Genomic DNA, 24,494 nt, shown 5'->3' on the forward strand with positions numbered 1-24,494 from the left:
AAAATATATTTATGTAAGTTCCTGAAGAAGAAAAGTTATCGTGAATCATTTGTGAAGAAAGTGTGAAATACATAAAGTGAAACTTTAATCAGTGGGGGTTTTCTTCATCCCCTACTGATTATTAGCCATCACCAATCGGACTTTTATGGGCAGCCCGACCCCCACCTTACTTCTTTGCTTTCGCTGCATTTTGAGGTGGGGGTCTCACTGCCCATAAAGCGGGATAAATAAAAAAAGGGTATTACGTTATTACGTAATACCCTTCTTCCATCTTAAAATTTCTTTATTTCTCTTCCGGATAATCACAATACTCAATGATTGTTCCCTCTGTATCTGCTGGGTTAAGATAAATTAACCTTCTACCGTGCTTATTAATCCGAAGTGTATGCTCTAACGTTCGAATACCTTGTTCTTTCAATTCTTCTAAAGCTACATCTAAATCATCTACTCGATATGCAACATGATGTACACCTTTACCTTTTTGTTTAATGAATCTGACAATTGGCGACGTCGTATTATTCGTCGGTGCAAGTAATTCAATTCTATCTCCATTCACTTCAAGAATGGCTACTTCGCTTTCAACACCAGGTGCCTCACTTACGTAACGATCTATTAATGTTCCTAACAATACCTTTTCATAAAAGCTTATCGTACTATCTATATCGCGCACTGCGATGCCGATGTGATCAATTGTTTTTTTCATTTTATTTCCCCTACTACTTTATTTTCTCTCATTATTAATAGTAACAAAAAAAGTTATAGAAACAAGTTCTATAACTTTTTTATTTAACCTATTTTCTTATTCGTACTAACTGCTGGTTGAACTTGATTTTTTGCTTTCACAATGCTAATGACGTACCCGATCAATCCACCAATAAGTGCTGGTAAAATCCATCCTAATCCAACTTCATGCATTGGGAGTATTTTAGTAAGAAAATCGTTCACTACTGCTAACTTCATACCAGCTGCATTCAATCCATCGAACACACTTACAATAAATGTAATTAATAAGCTACCTTGATACACTTCTGCTCGTCCTTTAAACAATGGATGAAGGAGCGTTAGGAAAATTAAGACGATTGCTAATGGATAAATCGCGATTAATACAGGAACAGAAATTGCGATTAATTGCGTTAAACCTACATTCGCAACAACTGCACTGAACACTGATAAGATGATTGCTATCTTTTTATACGAAACATTCGGGAATAGTTTATGGAAGAATGAAGAACACGCTGAAACAAGTCCTACACTAGTCGTTAAACATGCTGCTGTAACCATAACCCCTAATATAATCCCGCCGTATGACCCAAAATAATAGTTTGAAACTTTTGCTAATACTGCACCACCATTATCTAAATGACCAAGTTTTGCAACACTTGAAGCTCCCATAAATGAAAGTGCTGAATAGATCATTGCTAAAATAGATGCAGCAATTAATGTTGCTTTTGCACAAACAATCATAATGTCTTTTTTTGTTTTTGCGCCCTTTTCTTTAATCGCATTGATGATAATAATACCGAATACGAATGATGCTAACGTATCCATTGTTAAGTAACCTTCTTGGAACCCTTTAAAGAACGCATGTGATGTATATGCCTCTGCAGGTGCTTGCATTTCTCCCATTGGATGAATAAAAGCAAATACTACTAAAATCCCAATAAACGTTAACTTAATTGGCGTTAAGATTTTTCCTACAATATCGACAATTTTCGCGGGATTTAGCGAAAAAAAACAAGTAATGCTAAAGAATATAATTGTAAAAAGAATGAGTGCTGAAGAACCCATAGCTTCTGGTACAAAAGGCTTCATACCAATTTCATAAGAAACGCTGCCTGTTCTCGGAATAGCGAATAGTGGACCAATCGCTAAATATAAAACTGTCGTAAATACAATGCCGAACACTGGATGTACACGACTTGCTAACGATTGTAAATCTTCTTTACCTGAAATTCCAAATGCTAATACCCCTAGCAACGGTAAACCTACACCTGTTACTAAAAATCCAGCGTTAGCAATCCACACATTCTCTCCTGCCGATTGACCAAGCATTGCTGGGAATATTAAATTTCCTGCCCCAAAAAATAGTGCAAATAACATTAAACCAATAACAACTATGAACGAAAACGGTACTTTATTCGTCATAATATAACCTCCATTCAAAATAACCTATGTCATTTCCATTTTTAACTAATTGAATTTTCTGAATTTTTAACTTAAGTATCAACTATTCTTGAACTCATTATAGTTTGATATATAATATTTTGCAATACTATTTTCAAACTTTTCATTCATTTTATAAATATACATTTTTTAACATAGAAATAGACTAAAAAACCAACATGGTCATCCCTGTTGGTTTTTCCATTTTTACTATCAATTAATTAAAATTTCGCCGCTACTTTCTTAACGTTCTCTAAACCTTCTTCAACAATTTGTTGTGAGCGATCTGGATATTGGTTGTGTCCTTCAATTACAACAGTTTTTGGATTTGTAATTCCCCAGAATCCAAGTACAGTTGTTACGTAATTAACTGCCATTTCCATAGGAGCCATTTGTTCTGAAGAGTAATCTGAACCACGAGCACCTAACACAACTACTTTTTTACCACCAGCTAAACCTTCTGGACCATTAGCTGTATATTTAAACGTTTTTCCAGCTTGAGATAAATATGAAATATATGTGATTAATGGTGCTGGTACAGTAAAGTTCCATAATGGGAATGCAAATACAACTTTATCAGCTTCTAAAAACTGATTTAAATATTGATTTACTGTAGCAACTGCCTTCTCCTCTTCTGCTGTTAATTCCATACCTTGACTACGTTTGTATCCACCTGAAATAGCAATATTTCCGTAATAAGGAAGATCTAATGCAAATAAATCTAACTCTGTAATTTCTGTATTCGGATTTGCTTCTTTATAAGTAGTTACAAATGTTTCATACATTTTTGAACTAACTGCTTGCTCCGCTGGGCGATCGTTTGCTTTTACAAATAATACTTTTGACATTGTTTTATTCTCCTCTACTTTTTGATTTTCTTCTTTTTTACCAAATAACGAGCTAAATAATCCCATTTTCTTCACCTAAACTTTCTTATCATATTCATTATTCATCATCACAAAAATTCTTATTCTAATAAAAAGTTCCAATAGATATCTTAAGTACAGATACAAAAAACTTTTTGTTATTTAATTACCTTATGTAAGTGATTGTAATATAGTCACTTACTTTAGTCAAGTAGCTTTTAATAAAAAAATAAATCTCGGATTAAAAACATTAACTAAAATACAATTGAACACCAAATTACAACCTTATTACTTGTATAATAAACTTAGAGAGGAAAATTCATATTTAGAAAGGATTCATTCATGAGCACGATAGAAAAGATTCAAACTTTTATTATTCTTTTTGCTGTTACATGCGGCATCATACTTGGACAATTTAATGTTATACATATGTATTCAGACAAATTTATTGTTCCCTTCTTATTTTTCATGCTATATGGATTATTCCTCAGCATCCCATTGAAAGAAATAAAAAATGGATTTCGTAATTTAAAATTTGCTGGAACAAGCCTTACTATTAACTTTTTATGGACACCTTTACTCGCTTGGGGATTAGGAGCACTATTTCTTTCAGATCACCCTGCGCTTTGGGTTGGATTTATTATGTTAATGGTTACTCCATGTACAGATTGGTACTTAATCTTTACTGAAATAGCGAAAGGAAATGTAGCACTTTCTACTGCAATTTTACCTGTAAATTTAATTTTGCAAGTACTACTCCTTCCCATTTATTTATTTTTATTCGCTGGTGTCATGAAGACTGTAGCCGTTTCTGTTTTAATAGAGAGTATTGTTATCGTAATTGTCTTACCATTTTTACTTGCACACGCTACAAAATTCATTATGAATAAACTGAAAAAAGCTGAAACGCTCGAGAATAAACTCATTCCGTTTTTCAGCTCTGCCCAAATTGTATTTTTAAGTTTAGCAATCGTAGCGATGTTTGCATCACAAGGTAAATATTTACTACAAAATATGAATGTCGTTTTATTATTACTCATTCCTGTTCTATTGTTCTTCATCATTAATTTTGTACTAGGACAATTTATCGGGCGCGTTATGCGTTTATCTTATAAAGATACAGTAAGTCTAAATTTAACAACGTTAGCAAGAAACTCGCCTGTAGCACTCGCTATTGCTGTGACTGCTTTCCCAGATGAGCCTCTTATTGCTCTCGCATTAGTTATTGGACCATTGATTGAGTTACCGGTACTTGCTTGTGTTTCACAAGTGTTGTTACTTATTAAGAAGAAGCAGCAATATACATAATAAAAAACGTCCTGCTATAGGACGTTTTTTATTGTCGAGAAATTATATAATGAACGATCATTATCGGCTCTAAGCATTTTATACGTTATAGAAGAATTAATTTGTCGTTACATTAACAGTTCCTTTCTAATTAAAAATTAAAGGAAACGTAAATATAACGAAAGCTGCCCAAAGTCCGTAAATTGGCAAATACTTCGTAACGGCATCTTGGATAGCTGTTGGTCCTGATTTGCTTTGCAAGAAACGCATATAGGAAAACATAATCCAAATTAAATTTGCCCAGATCAGTATGTTTACCCCTAAAACAGCCAGTCTATTAGGTGTAATCCCGTATGAAGAAAGTCTAAATACGATGGCTGACAAAGCTACTGTATCAATAATAAGCGCCAGAACAATTAAGGCAAAATTTATATAGTCTGAAATGTTCTTTTTCTCATCTGAATCACTCTCAACGATAGAAAATATAGTAACCGCCAATACACCAAGGAGTATTCCGTTAAAGGCCATTAAGAAATTGCGGTCCAAGAATGGATTTTTCCCGACCCAAATTACCGTTATAAGATAAATAAACAATGTGATCAAGACAAGCGGACTAAAAATTTTAGATATGTATGGCGTAATATTTTTAGCAAGTTTAAGATTCAATGATACTAAGTATGCAGCCACTACAGCGAGGGCGGCAGCTCCAAATAAAACAACATTACTAAAATAGAACTCTCCTATATCCAAGTCAACAAAGCTAAATAATCGCATGGTGAATACTGCTAGAATCACTCCGCTAACTGCCATGCTCGCGTAGAGAAGGGCATATTCTAAATTAAATTTAATATAAGCTAATCTTATACTACCTTTTGAATATTCATTTCCTGTAAACGCAAGTCCTACCAAGACCCATAACAATATAGGAAGATGTAAATACGCAAGGATACTGCTGTCTTTATAATTTAATGGCAACATATTAAGATACAACCCGGCAATTAGGAACAACGCTGCAAGGAAATAAATAATACTTTTTTTCGGGGTATTATGGTAAACAAAATAAGCAGCGATAAAGGGAATTACACCAAAAGCTAGGTTAATTGGAGCAATTACTTCTTGTTCGACAAAGTAGAAAATGATTCTGGTGCTTATCCCGGCCAGAATAGCTAACATGCCCATAAATAAAAAACCTTTTTGAAACAACGACTTTTTTTCCGCATTTGCCGTCTCCTTGAAATGTAACCTTTCATACCAAGCACCTAGAACCTGAGAATCAGGTTTTTGAGCCCATGCTTGTGAGAATGATTTTTTAAAAGCTTTCGGGTCTTTTCTATACATTCTCTCCAACTCATGAGGGTTGTCAATATTTTCAATAATCAAATTGTGATCGTTCATAGTTTTACCTGGTTTGAAATTCTTATAAAAATCTATAAATTGTTGGCGAACCAAGTCAAATGCCAACTACCGAAAAGGAATCTCACCTTTTTCCTGTCCGTAAGGGGTGTGACCTTTTCATCCACCTATTGTGAAAGAATGACGGCAGGTTCCTGTTAGGAGCGGTCTTTTCTTGCATACTACCATTCATCCAAGTCAGCAATATGCAAGAGGTTATAAGAAATAAACCAGTACCTCCCTTCTATATTTAAATTTTAAATAATAATTGTTGATTGCTCATATAAACAGTTTTGTGTAGAATACTCCACAATTTCCAATTGTGATGATCTTTCCATGTTTTAATCGTTTGTAGCCATTTTTTATATACTTTTTTCGTATTCGTATCCTTTTCGCTTTCTTCCATGGAAGCAACAAGAATACGGAGTTTTGTTGTAATTTTGTTTTTTAATAATAGAACAACTTCTTTAGGTAATCTTTCTTGGAAACCTAATCCACGTCTTGCGATTGTGAACGCAGCGGTTTCGTGAACACTAATACCAAACTTTTTACTATATTTTAATTTTCCAATCACACTTGTATAAGCGGGGTTTACTGTTTTAACAGAAAATCCGTTACGAAGAGCCATACGAATTAAACTGTTCAACATCTTTTTATACGTAAATTGATGGAAATTACGATTACTGTATTTGTCAGTATCATGAGATTGTTGAAACTTTAAATCTTCTAAAACAATTCCACCTACATTGTTTTCCAATAACCATGTTTTAATTTGTTGTACGATTTGTCCAATTATCGTTGCGCGTTTGTTTGTTGAAAATGTATTCAGATTGTGTAGATAAAAAATTTTTGAACCTTTAAAATTACCTTGTTTTGTACATAAACTAACTGCAATGCGGTCCGGATTTACATCAATTCCTGCAATTACATCTGGTTGTGGTGTTTCCTTGAAATCTAGTACACGACCTATTTCTGTTTCATCAAACGTAATATTTACATAAAATTCATTTTGTTTACGAATGATTTCTACACTATATTTTTGATGCTCTATAATCGGTTTTCCTTTTGGATTTACACCGATTTGCTTTCCCATAACGACATTTGTAATTTGATGATAAAAACGATATGGAATCATAATCGGAACTTTGATTCGGGGGCTCTTTGTTTTTCCATTTGTTCGTCCCAATGGATTTGCAATTTCTAACCATCCTTGCCCACAATCATCAACTGTAATGCGCATGTTCAAATTCCCTTTTTTACTTTTATCTCCGCGAGAATATAATTGCCTTGTACGTAAATCTTTCCATTCTTGATTGGATATCTTATCTTTCATTCTTTCATAGAAATTTTTCCGTCCACCAAAAATAATAGGAGGTAATGTTCCATTTTTAATATGTGTTTCATACATTTCAATTTTTTGTTCTAATTTTTGTTGTCTTTTTCTTAATCCAATTAGACAAATTTCTAATGAAACTTTTTTCGGGTTTTTCCTGCCACTTTCATAATCATCTTTTTTTTGTAATGTTTTTTCTATTTTTTTTTGATTGTTTTCTAGGTAAACAGGAAGAAGTTCTTTTTGGGAGGAAAGGATGGTTTGTGCTTGCAAAACTGCATCTTCACAAAAGCGTTTGTTTAACAAATATTTAAGTTGTAGTTTTTTAATCAATTCTTTCTCGTTTTCTCCTTCAATTAAACGATTAAAACTATATCGTTTTGCACTTTCGAACGTACAGATCAAAGTAATTAAAGCTTCCGTTTGTTCTTTTGTAATAGAATTGATTTTACAAGCACGTGTTGTTTTCATCCTTTTCCCCCTTTTCATCACCTGAAAATATTATAGGTTGAATTCTGTAAAATATAAAACCTGTAATTGTAAATTTTTATAGTTTTTTATAGATTCTTATTTACTGTTATTTCCTCCTCTAATAAAAAACAGCTTTGTTACCTTTCTATAAAAAGCATCTCACTGATTTATTATGATAATGATTTTAATACACAATTTATTGTTTTACAATAAAAAATTATCAATTATAAAGATTTTTTTATTGTACATTTTATTTCGAACAAAAATATATAGTACTACTTATTCAAAAAAATATCCTATAGAATAGACTTTTTTTAAGCGTCTATTCTATAGGATATAATTTAATTATCATATTTTTATTTGTTAAAACAACTTAATTCTCAAACACAAAATTAATCTTATTATCTTTCCACTCTAACTTCGCATCAAATGTTTTCTCGCCCTTTTTAAAGCCTTTAATTAAATCGGTCTTTTCACCTTTTAAGAGCTTTGTCATATTCTTTTGCGAAATTGTTTTACTTAATATCTTCTTCGAGATGGTAAAGTCACATTGTGTCGTGTTGTAATTAGAACAGCCGTAAAACGTTGACTTATCAATTACATCGCCATCACATTTTTTACAGCTACCAACCTTTTTACCCGTTGTAAATTTCGATCCTTTTCGCTCAATCGATTCAACATGTAATCCGGTGAAATCCCACTTCTCAGACATTTCAACCGCATCTTCAATAATTTTAGCTGATAACTTTTTCGTTTGTTCCATAAAAGTTGCTGGTGATGCTGTACCTTCCCCAATTTCCGCAAGACGTTGCTCCCATTTTGCGGTCATTTCTGGTGAAGCTAGTATTTTGTCACCGATTGCGGTAATTAATACTTTTCCTTTATCAGTCGCATACACTTGGTTTTTTTTCACATCTATATATTTACGGTCTTTTAGCATCGTAATAATACCTGCACGAGTTGCTTCTGTACCTAAACCTTCTGTTTTCTTTAATACTTTCTCCAGCTCTTCATTCTCTAAATACTTACCAGCTGTTTTCATTAACGTAATAAGTTGTCCTTCTGTGTAACGCTTCGGTGGTTGTGTTTTTCCTTCTTTCACTTTCACCTTTACAACTTTTCCTTCTTCACCTTCAGCTACAATTGGAAGAATGGTTTCATCATCTTTATCGTCTTGGAAAATAACTTTACGCCATCCTTCTTGAATTTGCTGTTTTCCTTTTGAAATGAATTCAGCACGTTCATCTACAAGCGTTACAATCGTTGTATAGTCAAAGATTGCAACTTCATAGTGAGCTGCTATAAGTCTTCTTACGATCATATCGTAAATTTTCTTTTCATCACCTGATAATCTGCTTGGGTTTGTAACTTGCTCTGTCGGAATAATGGCGTAGTGATCTGTTACTTTCTTTTCATTCACATAACGCTTATTATTCATAATCGATTCAACCGGAGCTGGTAATAAACCTTTATATTCATCAAACTGACTTAACTTCTGTAAAATATCAGGGAATGTTGCCGCTTCACCTTGTGTAACATAGTTGGAATCTGAACGAGGATAAGAAACAATTCCTTTTTGATATAGTGCTTGCGTTATATCAAGCGTCTTTTTCGGTGAGAATTTAAATGCTTTATTTGCCGTTGCTTGTAGTGATGATAAGTTAAATAAAAGCGGAGGCTGAAACTCTTTACGCTCCGTTTTCATTTCCTTTACTACCGCCGGTTTTCCTTGGCAAAATGCCGCAATTTTATTTGCCATATCAGGGTCTTGTAAGCGGGATTCATTATCCTTTTCCCATTTCCCATCATATTTCTTTCCTTCTATATTAAAGGTTGCGAACACTTCCCAAAACGGCTCTGACTTAAAGTTTTCAATTTCTTTCTCACGCTTTACGATTAACGCGAGTGTCGGTGTTTGTACACGACCAGCTGAAAATACATCGTTCATTCCTTTTTTCTTTAGCAAAATACTAAACACACGCGATGCATTCATCCCAACGACCCAGTCCGCACACGACCTTGTATACGCCTCATAGTACGTATTGATTGTATCTGATTCATCGAGTAAGTTTTTAAACCCTTGATAAATAGCTTGTTTCGTTAAAGATGAAATCCAAAGACGTTTCATCGGCTTTTGCACGTTACAAAGGTTAATAATATTTCGTACAATCAATTCCCCTTCACGCCCAGCATCGCCCGCATGAATAATTTCTGTTACCTGAGGATTATGTAACAGCTGTTTCACAACGTTAAATTGCTTATACTTTGACTTTGTTACTTCAAATTGAAAGCGCTCTGGAATCATCGGTAACGTATCAAGTGACCATTTTTTCCACTCTGCATGATAATGTTCTGGATTACATAACTGCGTCAAATGACCAATTGCCCATGTACAGTACGCTCCATTTGGAAATAACTCATTCGCTTCTACTTCTAAATATCCATCTTTCCGGCGATATTTAAATTGTGAAACAAGAGCCAAACCTTGATCTGGTTTCTCGGCAATAATTAATTTCATTGTATAACTCCCTATCTGTATTCCAGTGTTACTTTCATTGTCTATCTGTTTAGAAGCGATGATAAAACAACAATCTTATTTATCATTCGCGGGTTATCCCGAGTAATAGGATAACTATAATATTATACGCTTATTCTTTATTGCTTCACAATAGAAACTCATTATATAACACTTTCTTTCACATGTTCACACGTAAAAAAAGACGTAAAAAAATCAAACGCCACCTTGCTTTCATTTATGAAATTGTGCAGATAATATGCAGATATAAATAAGCATAAGTACTCTCTATATGAACATATGATGAAGTGAATGATAGGACAGGGAGGTATCATGATGTTTGCTTATACATTAACTGCCTTAATGCTTTGCTGTATCTCAATTATTATTACATCATATATTTCGAAACGTAGTGGTACCCTAATGGAGTATATGGTATTTATTATGTCTTTTAGTATGAGTATCGGTTTAAGTATAGGTTTTTATTTAGGTATTCTATTTAAAGGAGAATTGCTATATTCTACTTTGCTTGCTATTTTAATTAGTGGATTTATCGGCTTTTTTATCGGTCTACGTTTTCATCTGTACACTGCTTTAGAAGGAATGTTCTCTGGATTAATGGCAAGTATGATGGGAGCAATGATTACAGAAATGCTAAATGCTCAACAAGCTCATAGTATACTGTTCATTAGTCTTTTACTTACTATAACGATAACTATGTCATGTATCATTCAGCTTTTATCAGAAAGTTTTTCTGCTGTTATTCAGCGACGTTTTTTATTATTACTTTCAATTGGGGTAGTAATTATCCTAACTATATTTGTAACATTCCCAGAGCATATCCCGCCAACCTCTTCTACAGAGGAGCAACATAAACATTAGCAACTATAATCGATCCCCTCTACTATTTCATCATACTAGAGGGGATCGATTTCATTATTTTTATTTCTTAACAGACGAAGATAAAAAAATAATGAATCGTTAGTCCAAAACTTCTAAATCTATGAAATTCTCTTTGCTTAAGAAGATATACAATTTCATGTTGAAATAATAAATTTTCAATTAACCAATATATATTTTTGGATCCATAGCATTGCTCTTCTGTGCATTCCATTCACCTTTATGAATTTCAAAATGTAAGTGCTGTCCTTCAGATTGTCCTGTATTCCCCATTATGCCAAGTTGTTGCCCTTGCTTCACTTTTTGACCAGCAGAAACAGAACGGCTCTTTAAATGAGCATATACAGTCGTATATGTTTGTCCATTAATATTGTGAGAAATAAACACAACATTACCATAGCTTGTAGAATAATAAGAGCGAGTGATTACACCCTCTGCAGCAGCAACAACCGGCACTGTACCTGAAGCAGCAATATCTAATCCGTGATGCATTTTCCCACCACGTTTTTCAAATCTAGAAGTATATCTTCCTGCAGCTGGTTGAATAAAGTCATTTGTTTTATTTACCTCCTGGGATTGCCGCTGCTTCTCTGCATCAGTCTCACTTGTTTTTGATAAAAATTTACTTGATACATAACCATTTTTACCGTTGTAATTAATTTTCCCCCAGCCATTTTGTTCAAATAGAACCTGTACTTTTATTCCTTTTGATAATGCACCGATTACACCATGATTTGTACCAGCGCCGCTTCTTACATTTAACACGTTTACGTTAACATAGTAGTCACCAACTGTTGCTCCAGTAGACGGATTACTAGTTTCAGGTTTTGATGGCGTATTTCCTTTTACGAATTTTACATATTCACTACTTACATAACCAGTTCTTCCATTATGATTAATTTTCAACCAACCATTTTCAACGCCAGTTACTTGCAATATTCGTCCGTTTAATACACCACCAATTACACTATGGTAAGTAGCAGGGCCTGTACGCACACGTAAAGAAGTAGCGTCTACAATATATGTACCGTCAGTTTGAACCGTAATATTCTTTTGTTGTTCATTCGTTTGGTCTACATTTGCATTAAAATCATTCTTTGAAATGTAATCTTTACTAATATAAGCAGTTTGTCCACTATAGTTAATTTTGACCCAATCTTGAACTTCACCAGTTACTTGAACAATTTGCCCTTTATGTACAGAGCCTAAAATCGTATGGGAAGTACTTGGACCTGTACGCACGCGGAGGGAAGATACATTAACTTTGTAATTCCCACTCGCTACTTGAACTTTTCCATTGTTCTTGTCACTTCCATTTGAGGTACCGTCTATTACAAATTGACTGCTTACATAACCTACTTTTCCATTATGTTTAATTTTCAACCAACCGTTTTCTTCTCCAATAACTTGTAAAGCTTTCCCTTCATACACGCGCCCCATTATTGCACTAGACGTATTTGGCTGTGTGCGAACACGTAATACATTAGCAATTACAGTTTTACTACGACTCATGCTTACATTCGTCTTCGCTGATACACTATTTTCCGAAACAAATTCACTACTTACATAGCCAGTTTTTCCTTTATGATTAATTTTCAGCCAACTGTTTTCTTCTCCAATAACTTGTAAAACTTCTCCTTCATACACGCGTCCCATTATTGTACTAGACGTATTTGGTTGTGTGCGGACACGTAAAGCATTTGTATTTACTGTGACTTGATTTTCATATTTTACTACATCAGTAGGTTTCTCATGCTTTGCTTCTTTTTGTATAACGGTATTTTTCGCTTGAGCAGTACTAATAAATACACTTCCTGTAACAGAAGCTACTGCTACACTAGCTAAAATCTTTTTCATAAATACAAAACACCTTCCTATAAAAACATTCGATTATCATTATATTTTTATATTGACTTTCATTTCTTTTCGTTCTAACTATTCAGCAAAAGTATCCTTTTATTATCCATATTGAATTTTTATTTATTTTCCATCATCTATATCTAATGATAAAGGAAAGTTAAATTCATTACACTTTGAAAACCATCTCATTCTTTCAACTAAACACTACACATTGTAGTTTTAATTAACAAAAAAATATCTAAAAAAATCATAATTTAATCCTTCTTCATTTAACTCATACTTTCGCTTGAATATCTCATTTCTCCTTTCACACTACGAATTGTAGTATAAAATAAAAGAAAGGTCAAATATAAGTATTCCGACTTGTGGAACTACAATATAATACATTACATTTATTCACTTCTAATCAAAAACTACTATGTTTTTAATTCTTAAATAATAAAAAACCTTCCCTCCTTGTAAACTCTTTCTACAGGATAGTCCCCTCTTATTATCTGAATTTTTATAAAAATAATATTCCTAATTCACAACATGACATATAAAAGCAGCCACCTATTAAAGATAACTGCTTTACATCATTAATAAACTACATGTTTTTCATATTATTCTGGCTTATTAGGAATGTTTGGGTTTGGAACATAATCAGATTTATAATCTTTATATTTCACTTCCGTTACCATCCCTGCTGAAGCATGATGTAAATCATGACAATGAAACATCCACTCACCCGGATTGTCTGCTACAAAGGCTACTTCATATTCTTCTCCCGGTTTTAAGTTCAATGTATCTTTTACAATTGGAGAACCTTCTACCGGTTTTCCATCTTTACTCAACACCTGGAAGAAGTGACCATGTAAATGCATTGGGTGATCATCCATTTTAGAACGATTTACCAATTTCACTTTTACTAAATCATCCTTTTTCACTTGAACTGGGTCAATATCCGGAAACACCTTCCCGTTAATTGTATATACCATTTCATTTCCATTCATTTGCGTATTTAAGTCCATATTATATGTGGCAGTATACTGCTGATTTAACGTGAAACCACCTAATTTTTTAGCACCATATTTCGTCATATCTAATTTCGATAATTTTTCTTTTTCATCTGCTATATCTTTCATCTCTTTGCTACCATCATATTCAATAATAGCCTTCATTCCTTTTGCACCTTTATTTTCTGAATGGTCTTCAACATACCATTTTCCAGGATTATTAGCAGTAAACTCAACATCATAACGTTCACCCGGTGCGATTGAAATTACTTTATCCTTTATAACTTTTGGGTCGTTTATTGGTTGACCATCTGTTGCAATCACTTTAATGTCATGACCGTGAACATGTATATTATGTGATAGATAACCGGCATTAACGAGTCGAAGACGAACTTTATCTCCCTTATTCACTTTCAATGGCGCTACTAAATCACCACTTTTTCCGTTGATTGTGAATAAATCATACATACTCATATCATGACCTTCCATCTTCATATTTCCATGGTCCATTCCTGCCATATTGCCAGAGTCTTTTTTATCACTGTCCATGTCCATACCAGAATGATCCGTGCTGTTCTTATCATCATTCTTTTTCGTATTTTCATTACCCTTACTAGATTTATTACCGTCTGCTTTTTCTGTTTTTTCTTTTGTCATTTCTTTTAACTGTTTATTCATCTCTTCTTTATCCGTTATCCATTCATCTAACATTAATGTGTAATCTTTATCATACTTTTCATTTGTATCTTCTACAACGAAAGCACCATATAATCCTCTATCTAATTGATTTACAGAATCTTGATGTGAATGATACCAGTACGTTCCTAGTACGTTCGCTTCAAATTCGTAAGTGAAACTTTTTCCTGGTTCGACTGCATCTTGCGTCACACCTGGAATTCCATCCATGTCATTTGGGACAGGATACCCATGCCAGTGAATAGATACTGGTGCAGATAGTTCATTTTTTAATGTCACTTTCACCTTTTCACCTTTTTTTACCCGAATTTCCGGACCAGGAGATGAGCCATTAAATGTCCAGACCGGAACAATAACACCGTTACTTAATTTTTGCTTTTCTTCTTTCGCTATTAAAGTAACTTCTGGTCCCTTAACAATTTCCAATGGTTTTGTAGCCGTTTCAGTTTGTTTAGTTTTTTTATCATTCCTATTTTTATGGTCATTTGTTGTATTTGTCGTCACAGAACATGCAGCAATTAAAAATATTACTGAGACTGTAACCGCTGTTAATATATATCGCATCATGGAAAATCCCTCCTTTTCTTTTTCAAAATCATTCTAGAAGATGATTTTCAAGAAAATAAGGAGATTTAAAATGGGCAAAATAAAAGGACGCCCAAAATTGAGCGCCTTTCCTGATTATTATTTCGTAACAACCTCATCTTGTTTTACATTCACATTATTTTCTCTCATAAACTCTTCAATCTCTTCAACTTCTCTAATGATATCTTTTGACAAGTTTTCATGTCCGTCTTTCGTTACAAGAATATCATCTTCAATACGAATACCAATTGATTCTTCTTCAATATAAAGACCAGGTTCAATTGTAATAACCATACCTTCTTCTAAAACTCTATCTTTGTATGTACCTACATCATGCGTATCTAAACCAAGAAAATGGCTGACTCCATGATAATAATATTTAGACAGTTCCTCATCTTCTTGAATTAAACCAACTGCTTTACACCCTTCTGCGAGTACTTTTTTAGCATGTTCATTTAATGCAGCGAACTTCAAACCTGGCTTAATAATCTCTGTTGTTTCTTTTAATGCTTTTAATACAATATTATAAATTTGTTTTTGGCGACTAGAGAATGTTCCATTTGCCGGGAATGTATAACTAATATCAGCGTTATAGTAGTCTTTTTGAGCGCCTAAATCTAGTAATACTAAATCACCATTTTGAATTTGTGCATCATTATCTTCATAATGAAGAACTGTAGCATTTTTCCCACTTGCCAAAATTGTATTGAACGCATGATGCTTAATGCCAGATGACTTCAGTGTGAAATCAAACTGAGCTTCTAATTCATATTCCATCATGTCTGCTTTTGCATGCTTAAGTACGTTGTAAATACCGTCTTTCGTTACAGCAATTGCTCCTTTAATAATTTCAATCTCTTCATCTGTTTTAAATACTCGCAATTCACAAATGTTCGGATATACATTACCAATTGTTACGTGTGGATATTGTTCTCTTACATGTTTAGCAAATGCTAATGTTTTTGTCTCCGTACCTTTCCACTCACGACACTCTAAATCTAAATATAGATGTTTTACATTTTCTGTAAAAAGTATATTTGACATTGTTTTTTCAAAGCTATCTAAATATATAACTTTTTTTATACCTGAAATTTTCTCTGCTTCTTCGTTAGAAACTGTTTTTCCGACCCATTTTTCCATTACTGGATCTGACTTTTCAATGAAAAGTGTTTCTTCAACACTATTTCCAAACTTCTTCAACATGAAAATAACATTTGGTTCATCGATTCCTGTTACATAGTAAAAATTTCGATTCGGCACAAATTTATAATGTGCATCCGCTGACATATGAGGTGCTTGTCCAGCAAATAAAATAGTAATAGATTCATCTGGTAATGTGTTTACTAGTCGTTCTCTATTTTGAGCAAAAAATGTTGATTTCATAATAATCCCCCTAGCTTTCTATGTATGATTCAAAAACTAATTATCTAATCAATTCATTTTATTATTGTTATAATTTTTCGTCAATTAATAGTGCTCATAGAGAAAGAAAAATCCTCATTACTAGTGCCCTTCCAATCTACATTTTGCATACCACTCCACAATTTCTTGACATTTATTCCATATACTTAAAATCTTATATATAGGAAAGGAGCCTACAAATTTGAAGCATTATGTGGCAACAGCGATAGCAATTACTTCTTTATTAATCATTTCAGGATGTTCTAGCAACGTCGAAACAACAACAGTAAAGAAAGAAACGATGCAATCTCAGCAAAAAAATACAGAAACAGTAAATACGACTCCGCAAAACTTCTATAAAGAAATTACATCTGGAAAAATCGAACACATTCACGGAATTGGCTATGTAGGAAATGTGCCGGGGGTTTCTATCGCCACTCACAGTGGTATAAAAGTTTATCAAAATGGAAAATGGTTAGAAACTGCTACACAGCTACACGATTATATGGGCTTTCAAGCAACGAAAAATGGATTTTTTGCCAGCGGTCATCCTGAACCAGGTGCAAATTTAAAGAACCCTTTAGGATTAATGAAAAGTTCTGATGGCGGTAATACCCTTGAAAAGCTAGCGTTTTACGGAGAATCTGATTTTCATAACCTCGCTGTCGGATATAATACGGAAGCAATTTATTTATACAATGAGCGTCCAAATTCTAAATTACAACAAGGTTTTTATTTCAGTACGAACAACGGACAAGATTGGAAAAATAGTAAGTTAAAAGGTCTTTCAAGTACGGTTCATTCCTTTTCCGTACATCCGGATCAATCTAGTGTAGTGGCGGTAAGTACTAAAGACGGTGTATATTTATCTACGGATTATGGGAATACGTTTGAACTATTTTCTAAATCACTTGAATCGACCGCAGTTACATTAAGTAATGAAGATGTTATTTACGCCCCTATCAATACGCAAATCGTAACGAAGAAATCAATTGCAACAAATGAAGAAACAAACATACAAATTCCACTTTTAGATTCTAAAGATGCAATTATGTATATATCGCAAAATCCTCAAAATGCAGCTGAAATCGTATTTGCTACAATGAAAGCAAATGTGTTCCTCTCTACAGATGAGGGTAAAACGTGGAAGCAACTTACTAAAGAGGGAACATTACAATTTAATTAGAAAGGTGAATATAACGTGTTTTCAACAATTAGTGAATGGAGCTATCAACTCATGTCTCCTTTAATAGATGTCGCGAATGCTACGAAATCAGTACCTCTTTTATTTGCATTTTTATTAGGCATTGTAGGTACACTTGCTCCTTGCCAATTAACAGGAAACATTAGTGCTATTACACTTTATGGAAATCAATCTTTACAAAAGAGATATGCATGGAAGCATATACTGTTATTCATTTTAGGAAAAATAATAGCTTTTACTACACTTGGATTATTAGTATGGTTTTTAGGAAAAGAGATTCAGCAAATATTGACTTTGTATTTCCCATGGTTACGAAAAATGATGGGACCTTTATTAGTTTTAATGGGGCTACTGTTGTCAGGTATTATAAAAGGAAGATATTTCTTCTCGATCAAATTTATACGAAACCAAAATGAAGTTGGTTCATTTTTACTCGGATTCTTCTTTTCCTTAGCTTTCTGTCCGACTATGTTTGTTCTATTTTTTGGAACGTTAATCCCTTTATCTTTATCATATACGTACGGGTACTTGTTTCCGTCATTCTTTTCGGTAGGAACGGCTCTCCCTATCGTTATATTCATGTTTATCATCTCCTATCTTGGATTAAATGGAGCACTACTTAAAAAGAGTCGAAAAATAGGAAAAAGCATTCAACGTATAGCCGGTATCTTACTCATTTTAATCGGGCTTTATGATGCTGCTCTTTATTGGTAGTACATATAAAAAGGTAAGTTCAACTCATGTGAACTTACCTTTTTAAAATTATATTTAACTCTTCTGCATACCTTTTTGCTTATTACTTTCATAATGTAAAATAACGAACTTTATATACCTTACTACGGTATTGTATATTAACATCTTTTCTATTTCAAGTATTAGTAGTCATTTACATCTTCTCTCACTCCATACAATTACAAAACAAGGCATTTTATAGGCATTGACACTTGTTAAAAGATAGGTTACAATAACTATACATTAGTAAGTAGCTAATGTAATTAAATCTAACTAGAGGTGAAATAAATGAAAAACATTTTATTCCGTATTAACGAATTATCAAAAAAAGAAAAAGCAACTGGATTAACAGTTGATGAAAAACAAGAACAACAAATGTTGCATCAAAACTATACACAAACATTTCGTGGAAGCTTAGATTCCATTTTATTAAACACAAAAATTGTTGATCAAAATGGTCTTAACGTTACACCAGCTGCATTACAAGATGCTCAAATACGTTTAAAATTAAGCAAATGAGTTCCGCGCAAAAAAGTTTCAATAAAACATAAAAAGAGCTGGATTTCCTATATAGAAATTCCAGCTCTTTTTATTGTTTTTTCTAATTTAGCATACGAACGATACATCGCAATTCACCACGACATACTCATCGCAAATGCGAGTAAGAAAAACATTCTACTTAACTGTGCCAAATCAATCAATTGGTTTAAATATGATTTCAATGCTACTCGTACAGCCAATAGCCCAACTAAAGTAAATATTACATTGTATGTTCCAAACAAAAAGCCATTTTGCAATTAGTAATTGCAAAATGGCTTTTAACTTATTTTAAATCGTCATTTGTAAAAGCACCAGGCAGTAACTGCTCAACAGTCACTTCTTTTTCATCGCCTTTTACATTCGTTAGTAATACAGGCATTTTCGGATCACAGAATTCAGCAATTACTTGTCTACAAGCACCACATGGTGAAATTGGTCCCTCCGTTTCTCCTGTAATAACTAAGTAACTAAAGTCGCGCTCACCTTCTGATACTGCTTTAAAGATTGCTGTTCTTTCTGCACAGTTACATAAACCATAAGAAGCATTTTCTATATTACAACCAGTATAGATTTTACCTTCTTTCGTAACTAATGCCGCCCCAACAGGAAATTTTGAATACGGAATATATGCTTTTGATAACATCTTATTTGCTTCTTCAATATATTTTTTCTTATCCATATTATTTCCCCCTCAAAGTAAGTGTAATTATGATTAGTCAGTAATAACCGTATGAACTAATTTAGGAGCCACTGCTGTTTCAGCGATAGAAATGTTTTCGTAAATTTTTGCTTTTACATCTTCTACATTTTCGCGATTTGCATAAATCGTTACGAATGGCTCGCCTTCTTTTACTGCATCGCCAACCTTTTTACGTAACATTAATCCTACTGCTAAATCAATTTCATCTTCTTTTGTTGCACGGCCAGCACCAAGTAGCATAGCTGCGATACCGATTTCATCTGCAACAATGTTAGAAATAACACCTGAAGTTTTAGCAGGTACATCAATTACATACTTCGCCTGTGGCATTTTTTCTGGATTGTCTACAATTGAGCTATCTCCGCCTTGATTGTTTAAGAACTCTTTAAACTTCTCAGTTGCTTTTCCGTTCTTCATCACTTCAATTAACATTTCACGCGCTTCTTCTAATGTATTTGCCTTTTTCGCAAGTACAACCATCTGACTTCCTAATACAAGTACTAATTCTGTTAAATCTTCTGGACCTTCACCTTTTAACGTATCAATCGCTTCTTTCACTTCTAGAGCGTTACCAATTGCAAAACCAAGTGGTTGTGACATATCTGAAATAACAGCCATAGTTTGACGTCCTACATTATTTCCGATACGTACCATTGCATGTGCTAATTCTTTTGCATCTTCTTCTGTTTTCATAAACGCGCCAGCACCTGTTTTTACATCAAGTACGATTGCGTCAGCACCAGCTGCAATTTTTTTACTCATAATTGAACTTGCAATTAGAGGAATTGAGTTAACAGTTCCTGTTACATCGCGTAATGCATAAATCTTTTTATCTGCAGGTGTTAAGTTTCCTGTTTGTCCGATAACAGCTACTTTGTCACGGTTTACAATATCAATGAACTGCTCTTTCGTAATTTCAACGTGGAATCCTTCTACTGCTTCTAATTTATCAATTGTTCCGCCCGTATGTCCTAAACCACGACCAGACATTTTTGCTACTGGTACATCTAAAGCAGCTACTAATGGCCCTAATACTAATGTTGTTGTATCACCAACACCACCAGTTGAATGTTTGTCTACTTTAATTCCTTCAATTGCAGATAAGTCGATTGTTTCTCCAGACTCCACCATTGCCATCGTTAAATCTGCACGTTCGCGATCTGTCATATCTTTAAAGAAGATTGCCATTGCAAGTGCACTTACTTGATAATCAGGAATACTTCCGTCTGTATAACCATTAATAAAGAATTTGATTTCTTCAGTTGTTAATTCTTTACCGTCACGTTTTTTCGCAATAATATCTACCATTCTCATTACAATCACCATTCCTTTTTATATGATATGAATCTATTAAAATAATAAGCCTACGATTGTTGCTGATAAGAAGCTTACTAATGTTGCACCGAAAAGTAATTTCAAACCAAATCTTGCGACTACATTCCCTTGCTTTTCATTTAAACTCTTAACTGCCCCTGCAATAATTCCAATTGAAGAGAAGTTTGCAAATGAAACTAAGAATACAGATATAATCGCTGTCGTTCTATCTGAGAAATTAAAGTTTCCTTGTGCTAAATCTGTCATAGCGACAAATTCATTCGATACTAATTTTGTTGCCATAATATTTCCGGCATTAACTGCTTCATGCCAAGGTACACCCATAATAAATGCAAATGGTGCAAATGCATAACCGAGAATTTCTTGGAATGAAATACCGATTACACCTTTAAATACGGCATTAATGAATGCGATAAGAGCAACGAAACCAATTAACATAGCTGCTACTGTAATCGCAACTTTAAATCCATCAATAATGTATTCCCCTAATACTTCAAAGAAAGTCTTTTTCTCTTCCTCTTGTACTTCTAACATATCTTCTTCTTCCGTAACTTCATAAGGATTAATAATAGAAGCAATAATAAAACCACCGAATAGGTTAAGCACTAAAGCGGTTACAACATATTGCGGTTTTAATAAGACCATGTATGATCCAACGATAGACATGGAAACGGTAGACATTGCAGATGCACATAATGTATACATTCTTTTCTCTGGCAATAACCCTAGTTGCTTCTTAACTGAAATAAACACTTCAGATTGTCCTAAAATCGCGGAAGCAACAGCATTATATGATTCTAGTTTCCCCATTCCATTTACTTTACTTAATGCTAGACCGATAGATTTCACAATAATAGGTAATACTTTAATGTGCTGTAAAATACCGATTAAAGCTGAAATAAATACAATTGGCATTAATACACCTAAAAAGAATGAAAACTCTTTTTGATTTACTAATCCCCCAAATACGAAATTCACACCGTCAGCGGCATATTTTAACAGCTCTCCAAAACCATCTGCTATTCCGCTAATTAATATATTCCCGACACTTGTATTTAATAATAGAAACCCCAAAATGAATTGTAATATAACCATCGTTATGATTGGGCGATATTTGACTTTCTTTCTATCATTACTAGCAAGCCAAGCGATACCTAAAATCAATACGAGGCCAAAAACACCGATTAAGTATTTCATAAGCCGTCTCCTCCCATTCGTATCCGCTTACATTTCTTTTAATTGTTAAAGCAATAGATACACTTTACTTTGTGTATCTATTGCTTTTGACTTCATTAATGATTAGTAGTTATCTGTAGCACCTTTTGCATCATTTAGTACGATTGCAACACTAGCACTTGCTCCAACGCGAGAAGCTCCAGCAGCTACCATTTTTTCTGCATCTTCACGTGTACGAACACCACCAGATGCTTTTACACCAACGTTTGGTCCAACTGTTTTACGCATTAATGCGATATCTTCAGCAGTTGCTCCGCCAGTTGAGAATCCAGTTGAAGTTTTTACGAAATCGGCACCAGCTTTTACTGATAATTCACAAGCGCGTACTTTCTCTTCATCTGTTAATAGGCAAGTTTCAATAATTACTTTTACAAGAGCTTTTCCTTTTGCTGCTTGTACTACTTCATAAATGTCTTTTTCAACAAGTTCGTTATCGCCATCTTTTAAAGCGCCTACGTTGATTACCATATCAACTTCAGTTGCACCTTTTGCGATCGCATCTTTTGTTTCAAATGCTTTTGTTTCAGTCGTGCTTGCTCCTAATGGGAAACCGATTACAGTACAAACATCTACATCATGTCCAGCTAATTCTTCAGCAGCTAGCTTTACCCATGTAGGATTAATACAAACAGAAGCGAATTTATATTCCTTTGCTTCTTCGATTATTTTCATAACATCTTCTTTAGTAGTATTAGCTTTTAAAATTGTATGGTCAATTAACTTTGCAATGTTCATTATCTTCACTCCTCATATCTTTTAACAACTTCATTCTAACTCTTAGTTGAACAAATGTAAATACACTTTTGAAATTTTGTTCATTCTTTTTAAAAAGGGAATTTTCTTGTAGTAAATAAAGCTCATTCTAACTAAGAAACACTTCCTATTTAAAATCAAAACTTTTATATTAACATTGGTAGTATGTATCTCAATATCCATAATTATTTTAAAAAAGGCAATTTGTATTCAAAAAGCACCCCATAATTCATACATAACAAAATAAAAGGCTTTCTCAAAATTAATATCTTGAGAAAGCCTTTTATTTCTAACCTTTTTGATAATGTAACAATTCCTTTGCTGTATGCTGATCGATAATTAATACATTTGCATATCCGCCACGTAACGCTCCATCAATTGCTTTTATTTTTCTATTACCACCAGCAACTAAAATAGAACGTTTCTTTAATTTCAGTTCCTCTAACTCAATTCCAATTGTCCGCTGATTAATCTCTTCGCTACTAATATTTCCGTCTCCATCAAAGAAACGTGAACAAATGTCACCGACCGATTGTTTTTTGAGTAAACTCTTTTCATCTTTATCGAAATAACCTAATCGGAATAATAGCGCTTCGTCTCGCACTGTTCCTACAGTGAAAATTGCAATATTCGCTTGTTTCCCCATTTCGATAATGTGATGAATATGTCGATCCTGCTCTACTAATTCTTTTGTCACTGCATTATCAAATATAACTGGAAGCGGTAGATTTCTTGGCGTCGTTTGAAAAGCATCTGCAAATAAAGCTATCGTCTCATTCGCATATGTATTTACACTCGAATGACTAATACCGCCTTTTAGCTGGACAACTTCTACACCTTTTACATGTTGCGGTACGATCTTTCTAGCGATTTCATACATCGTCATTCCCCAACTTACCCCAACGATATCACCGTTTTTAACCGTCTTTTCCATATACTCAGCTGCATATTTACTTATATACTCTGTAATCGTTGCATATTCTGGCACTGGAGAAAATACGACATGTGCCTCTAACAAGTTATATTTTTCTTTCAGTAAATTCCCAACGTTATCTAAATCAGCAAATGGATCAGCTATACTAATTTGAACAAATCCTTTTTCTTTCGCATACTTTAATAACCTAGAAATTGTCGGTCTTGAAATATTTAATTTATTTGCAATTTCTTGCTGACTATAATCTGATTGATAATATAACCTTGCCACTTCAACGCTTAATTGTTGTTTATCTTTATCCATAGTAACTCATTACATATCCTTTCCTGTATTTCCTTTTCGTTACAAGCATTATACAGCTTTATGCAAGAAATTTCGACTACTGAATTTTATATACCTGAACTTCTACTCCGCTTAGTATATACAATAAAAATTTAATCAATGGGGATTTTGTCCCTCCCCTACTGATTATCATCCCTCACAAACTGGGCGTTTACGGGCGACTCGGCTCCCATAATGTAGAATTTTTTTATTAAGCAAACAGGTCGGATTATTGAGGAACTCATTTTTAAAACTCAAATTAGTATGTAAGTGTG

General features: G+C 33.7%; 19 protein-coding genes and 1 pseudogene. 5 read left to right on the forward strand and 15 right to left on the reverse strand.

Annotated elements, in window-relative coordinates:
• Window positions 1-283: 283 nt before the first annotated feature.
• From ACVWY7_RS08135 to ACVWY7_RS08145, 3 genes are all read right to left on the reverse strand, one after another.
• Window positions 284-703: a VOC family protein gene (locus tag ACVWY7_RS08135; RefSeq protein WP_073522889.1), complete on the reverse strand. Its 420-nt coding sequence runs from the start codon at window positions 701-703 to the stop codon at window positions 284-286.
• Between the two features lie 83 nt (window positions 704-786).
• A complete protein-coding gene (gene brnQ, locus ACVWY7_RS08140; protein ID WP_073522887.1) occupies window positions 787-2,145 on the reverse strand; it encodes a branched-chain amino acid transport system II carrier protein in 1,359 nt (452 codons plus the stop codon).
• A 239-nt stretch (window positions 2,146-2,384) separates the two neighbouring features.
• Complete coding sequence (locus ACVWY7_RS08145; protein WP_000522511.1) at window positions 2,385-3,077, reverse strand: FMN-dependent NADH-azoreductase; 693 nt, start codon at window positions 3,075-3,077, stop codon at window positions 2,385-2,387.
• Between the two features lie 294 nt (window positions 3,078-3,371).
• Between ACVWY7_RS08145 and ACVWY7_RS08150 the strand changes: the two genes are divergently transcribed.
• Window positions 3,372-4,337, forward strand: a complete 966-nt coding sequence (locus ACVWY7_RS08150; protein ID WP_000103777.1) for an arsenic resistance protein — start codon at window positions 3,372-3,374, stop codon at window positions 4,335-4,337.
• 126 nt (window positions 4,338-4,463) lie between these two features.
• Here the strand turns inward: ACVWY7_RS08150 and ACVWY7_RS08155 are convergent, their stop codons facing one another.
• From ACVWY7_RS08155 to topB, 3 genes are all read right to left on the reverse strand, one after another.
• Window positions 4,464-5,711, reverse strand: a complete 1,248-nt coding sequence (locus ACVWY7_RS08155; protein WP_073523106.1) for a DUF4153 domain-containing protein — start codon at window positions 5,709-5,711, stop codon at window positions 4,464-4,466.
• 247 nt (window positions 5,712-5,958) lie between these two features.
• On the reverse strand, window positions 5,959-7,512 hold the full coding sequence (locus ACVWY7_RS08160) for an IS200/IS605 family accessory protein TnpB-related protein (protein WP_080491594.1): 1,554 nt from the start codon (window positions 7,510-7,512) through the stop codon (window positions 5,959-5,961).
• 373 nt (window positions 7,513-7,885) lie between these two features.
• Window positions 7,886-10,030, reverse strand: coding sequence for a DNA topoisomerase III (gene topB / locus ACVWY7_RS08165; RefSeq protein WP_000766736.1), 2,145 nt, complete (start codon window positions 10,028-10,030; stop codon window positions 7,886-7,888).
• Window positions 10,031-10,363: 333 nt separating this feature from the next.
• Here topB and ACVWY7_RS08170 point away from each other — a divergent pair, with 333 nt between their 5' ends.
• The gene (locus tag ACVWY7_RS08170) at window positions 10,364-10,909 is read left to right on the forward strand and encodes a membrane protein (protein ID WP_000458506.1); all 546 of its coding nucleotides are present in this window, start codon (window positions 10,364-10,366) and stop codon (window positions 10,907-10,909) included.
• A gap of 180 nt (window positions 10,910-11,089) precedes the next feature.
• Here ACVWY7_RS08170 and ACVWY7_RS08175 read toward each other — a convergent pair whose 3' ends face one another.
• From ACVWY7_RS08175 to ACVWY7_RS08185, 3 genes are all read right to left on the reverse strand, one after another.
• Entirely contained in the window at window positions 11,090-12,784 is a 1,695-nt protein-coding gene (locus ACVWY7_RS08175; protein ID WP_073522883.1) for an SH3 domain-containing protein, read from the reverse strand.
• Between the two features lie 605 nt (window positions 12,785-13,389).
• Entirely contained in the window at window positions 13,390-15,045 is a 1,656-nt protein-coding gene (locus ACVWY7_RS08180; protein WP_073522881.1) for a multicopper oxidase family protein, read from the reverse strand.
• Window positions 15,046-15,162: 117 nt separating this feature from the next.
• A complete protein-coding gene (locus ACVWY7_RS08185; RefSeq protein ID WP_073522879.1) occupies window positions 15,163-16,446 on the reverse strand; it encodes an aminopeptidase P family protein in 1,284 nt (427 codons plus the stop codon).
• 220 nt (window positions 16,447-16,666) lie between these two features.
• Here ACVWY7_RS08185 and ACVWY7_RS08190 point away from each other — a divergent pair, with 220 nt between their 5' ends.
• The 3 genes from ACVWY7_RS08190 to ACVWY7_RS08200 all read left to right on the forward strand — a co-directional run bounded on the left by ACVWY7_RS08190 (window position 16,667) and on the right by ACVWY7_RS08200 (window position 18,919).
• Window positions 16,667-17,650 carry a F510_1955 family glycosylhydrolase gene (locus ACVWY7_RS08190; RefSeq protein WP_000683833.1) on the forward strand — a complete coding sequence of 328 codons (984 nt, stop codon included), beginning with the start codon at window positions 16,667-16,669 and terminating at the stop codon, window positions 17,648-17,650.
• Window positions 17,651-17,665: 15 nt separating this feature from the next.
• Window positions 17,666-18,382 carry an urease accessory protein UreH domain-containing protein gene (locus tag ACVWY7_RS08195; protein WP_000493099.1) on the forward strand — a complete coding sequence of 239 codons (717 nt, stop codon included), beginning with the start codon at window positions 17,666-17,668 and terminating at the stop codon, window positions 18,380-18,382.
• A gap of 306 nt (window positions 18,383-18,688) precedes the next feature.
• Complete coding sequence (locus tag ACVWY7_RS08200) at window positions 18,689-18,919, forward strand: DUF896 domain-containing protein (protein WP_000789781.1); 231 nt, start codon at window positions 18,689-18,691, stop codon at window positions 18,917-18,919.
• A 47-nt stretch (window positions 18,920-18,966) separates the two neighbouring features.
• Here the strand turns inward: ACVWY7_RS08200 and ACVWY7_RS08205 are convergent.
• The 6 genes and pseudogenes from ACVWY7_RS08205 to ACVWY7_RS08230 all read right to left on the reverse strand — a co-directional run.
• Window positions 18,967-19,161: pseudogene (locus ACVWY7_RS08205) on the reverse strand (CcdC protein domain-containing protein); the annotation flags it as partial.
• Window positions 19,162-19,223: 62 nt separating this feature from the next.
• Window positions 19,224-19,619, reverse strand: coding sequence for a cytidine deaminase (locus ACVWY7_RS08210; protein WP_000358541.1), 396 nt, complete (start codon window positions 19,617-19,619; stop codon window positions 19,224-19,226).
• A gap of 33 nt (window positions 19,620-19,652) precedes the next feature.
• Window positions 19,653-20,954, reverse strand: a complete 1,302-nt coding sequence (locus ACVWY7_RS08215) for a pyrimidine-nucleoside phosphorylase (RefSeq protein WP_001995447.1) — start codon at window positions 20,952-20,954, stop codon at window positions 19,653-19,655.
• 36 nt (window positions 20,955-20,990) lie between these two features.
• Window positions 20,991-22,172 (reverse strand): NupC/NupG family nucleoside CNT transporter, encoded by a 1,182-nt coding sequence (locus ACVWY7_RS08220; RefSeq protein WP_000876181.1) that lies wholly within the window; start codon window positions 22,170-22,172, stop codon window positions 20,991-20,993.
• Window positions 22,173-22,274: 102 nt separating this feature from the next.
• Complete coding sequence (gene deoC, locus ACVWY7_RS08225) at window positions 22,275-22,946, reverse strand: deoxyribose-phosphate aldolase (protein WP_001017435.1); 672 nt, start codon at window positions 22,944-22,946, stop codon at window positions 22,275-22,277.
• A 307-nt stretch (window positions 22,947-23,253) separates the two neighbouring features.
• Entirely contained in the window at window positions 23,254-24,201 is a 948-nt protein-coding gene (locus ACVWY7_RS08230) for a sugar-binding transcriptional regulator (protein WP_000356561.1), read from the reverse strand.
• Window positions 24,202-24,494 lie beyond the last annotated feature (293 nt).

The organism is Bacillus sp. TE9106W (genome assembly GCF_054062215.1).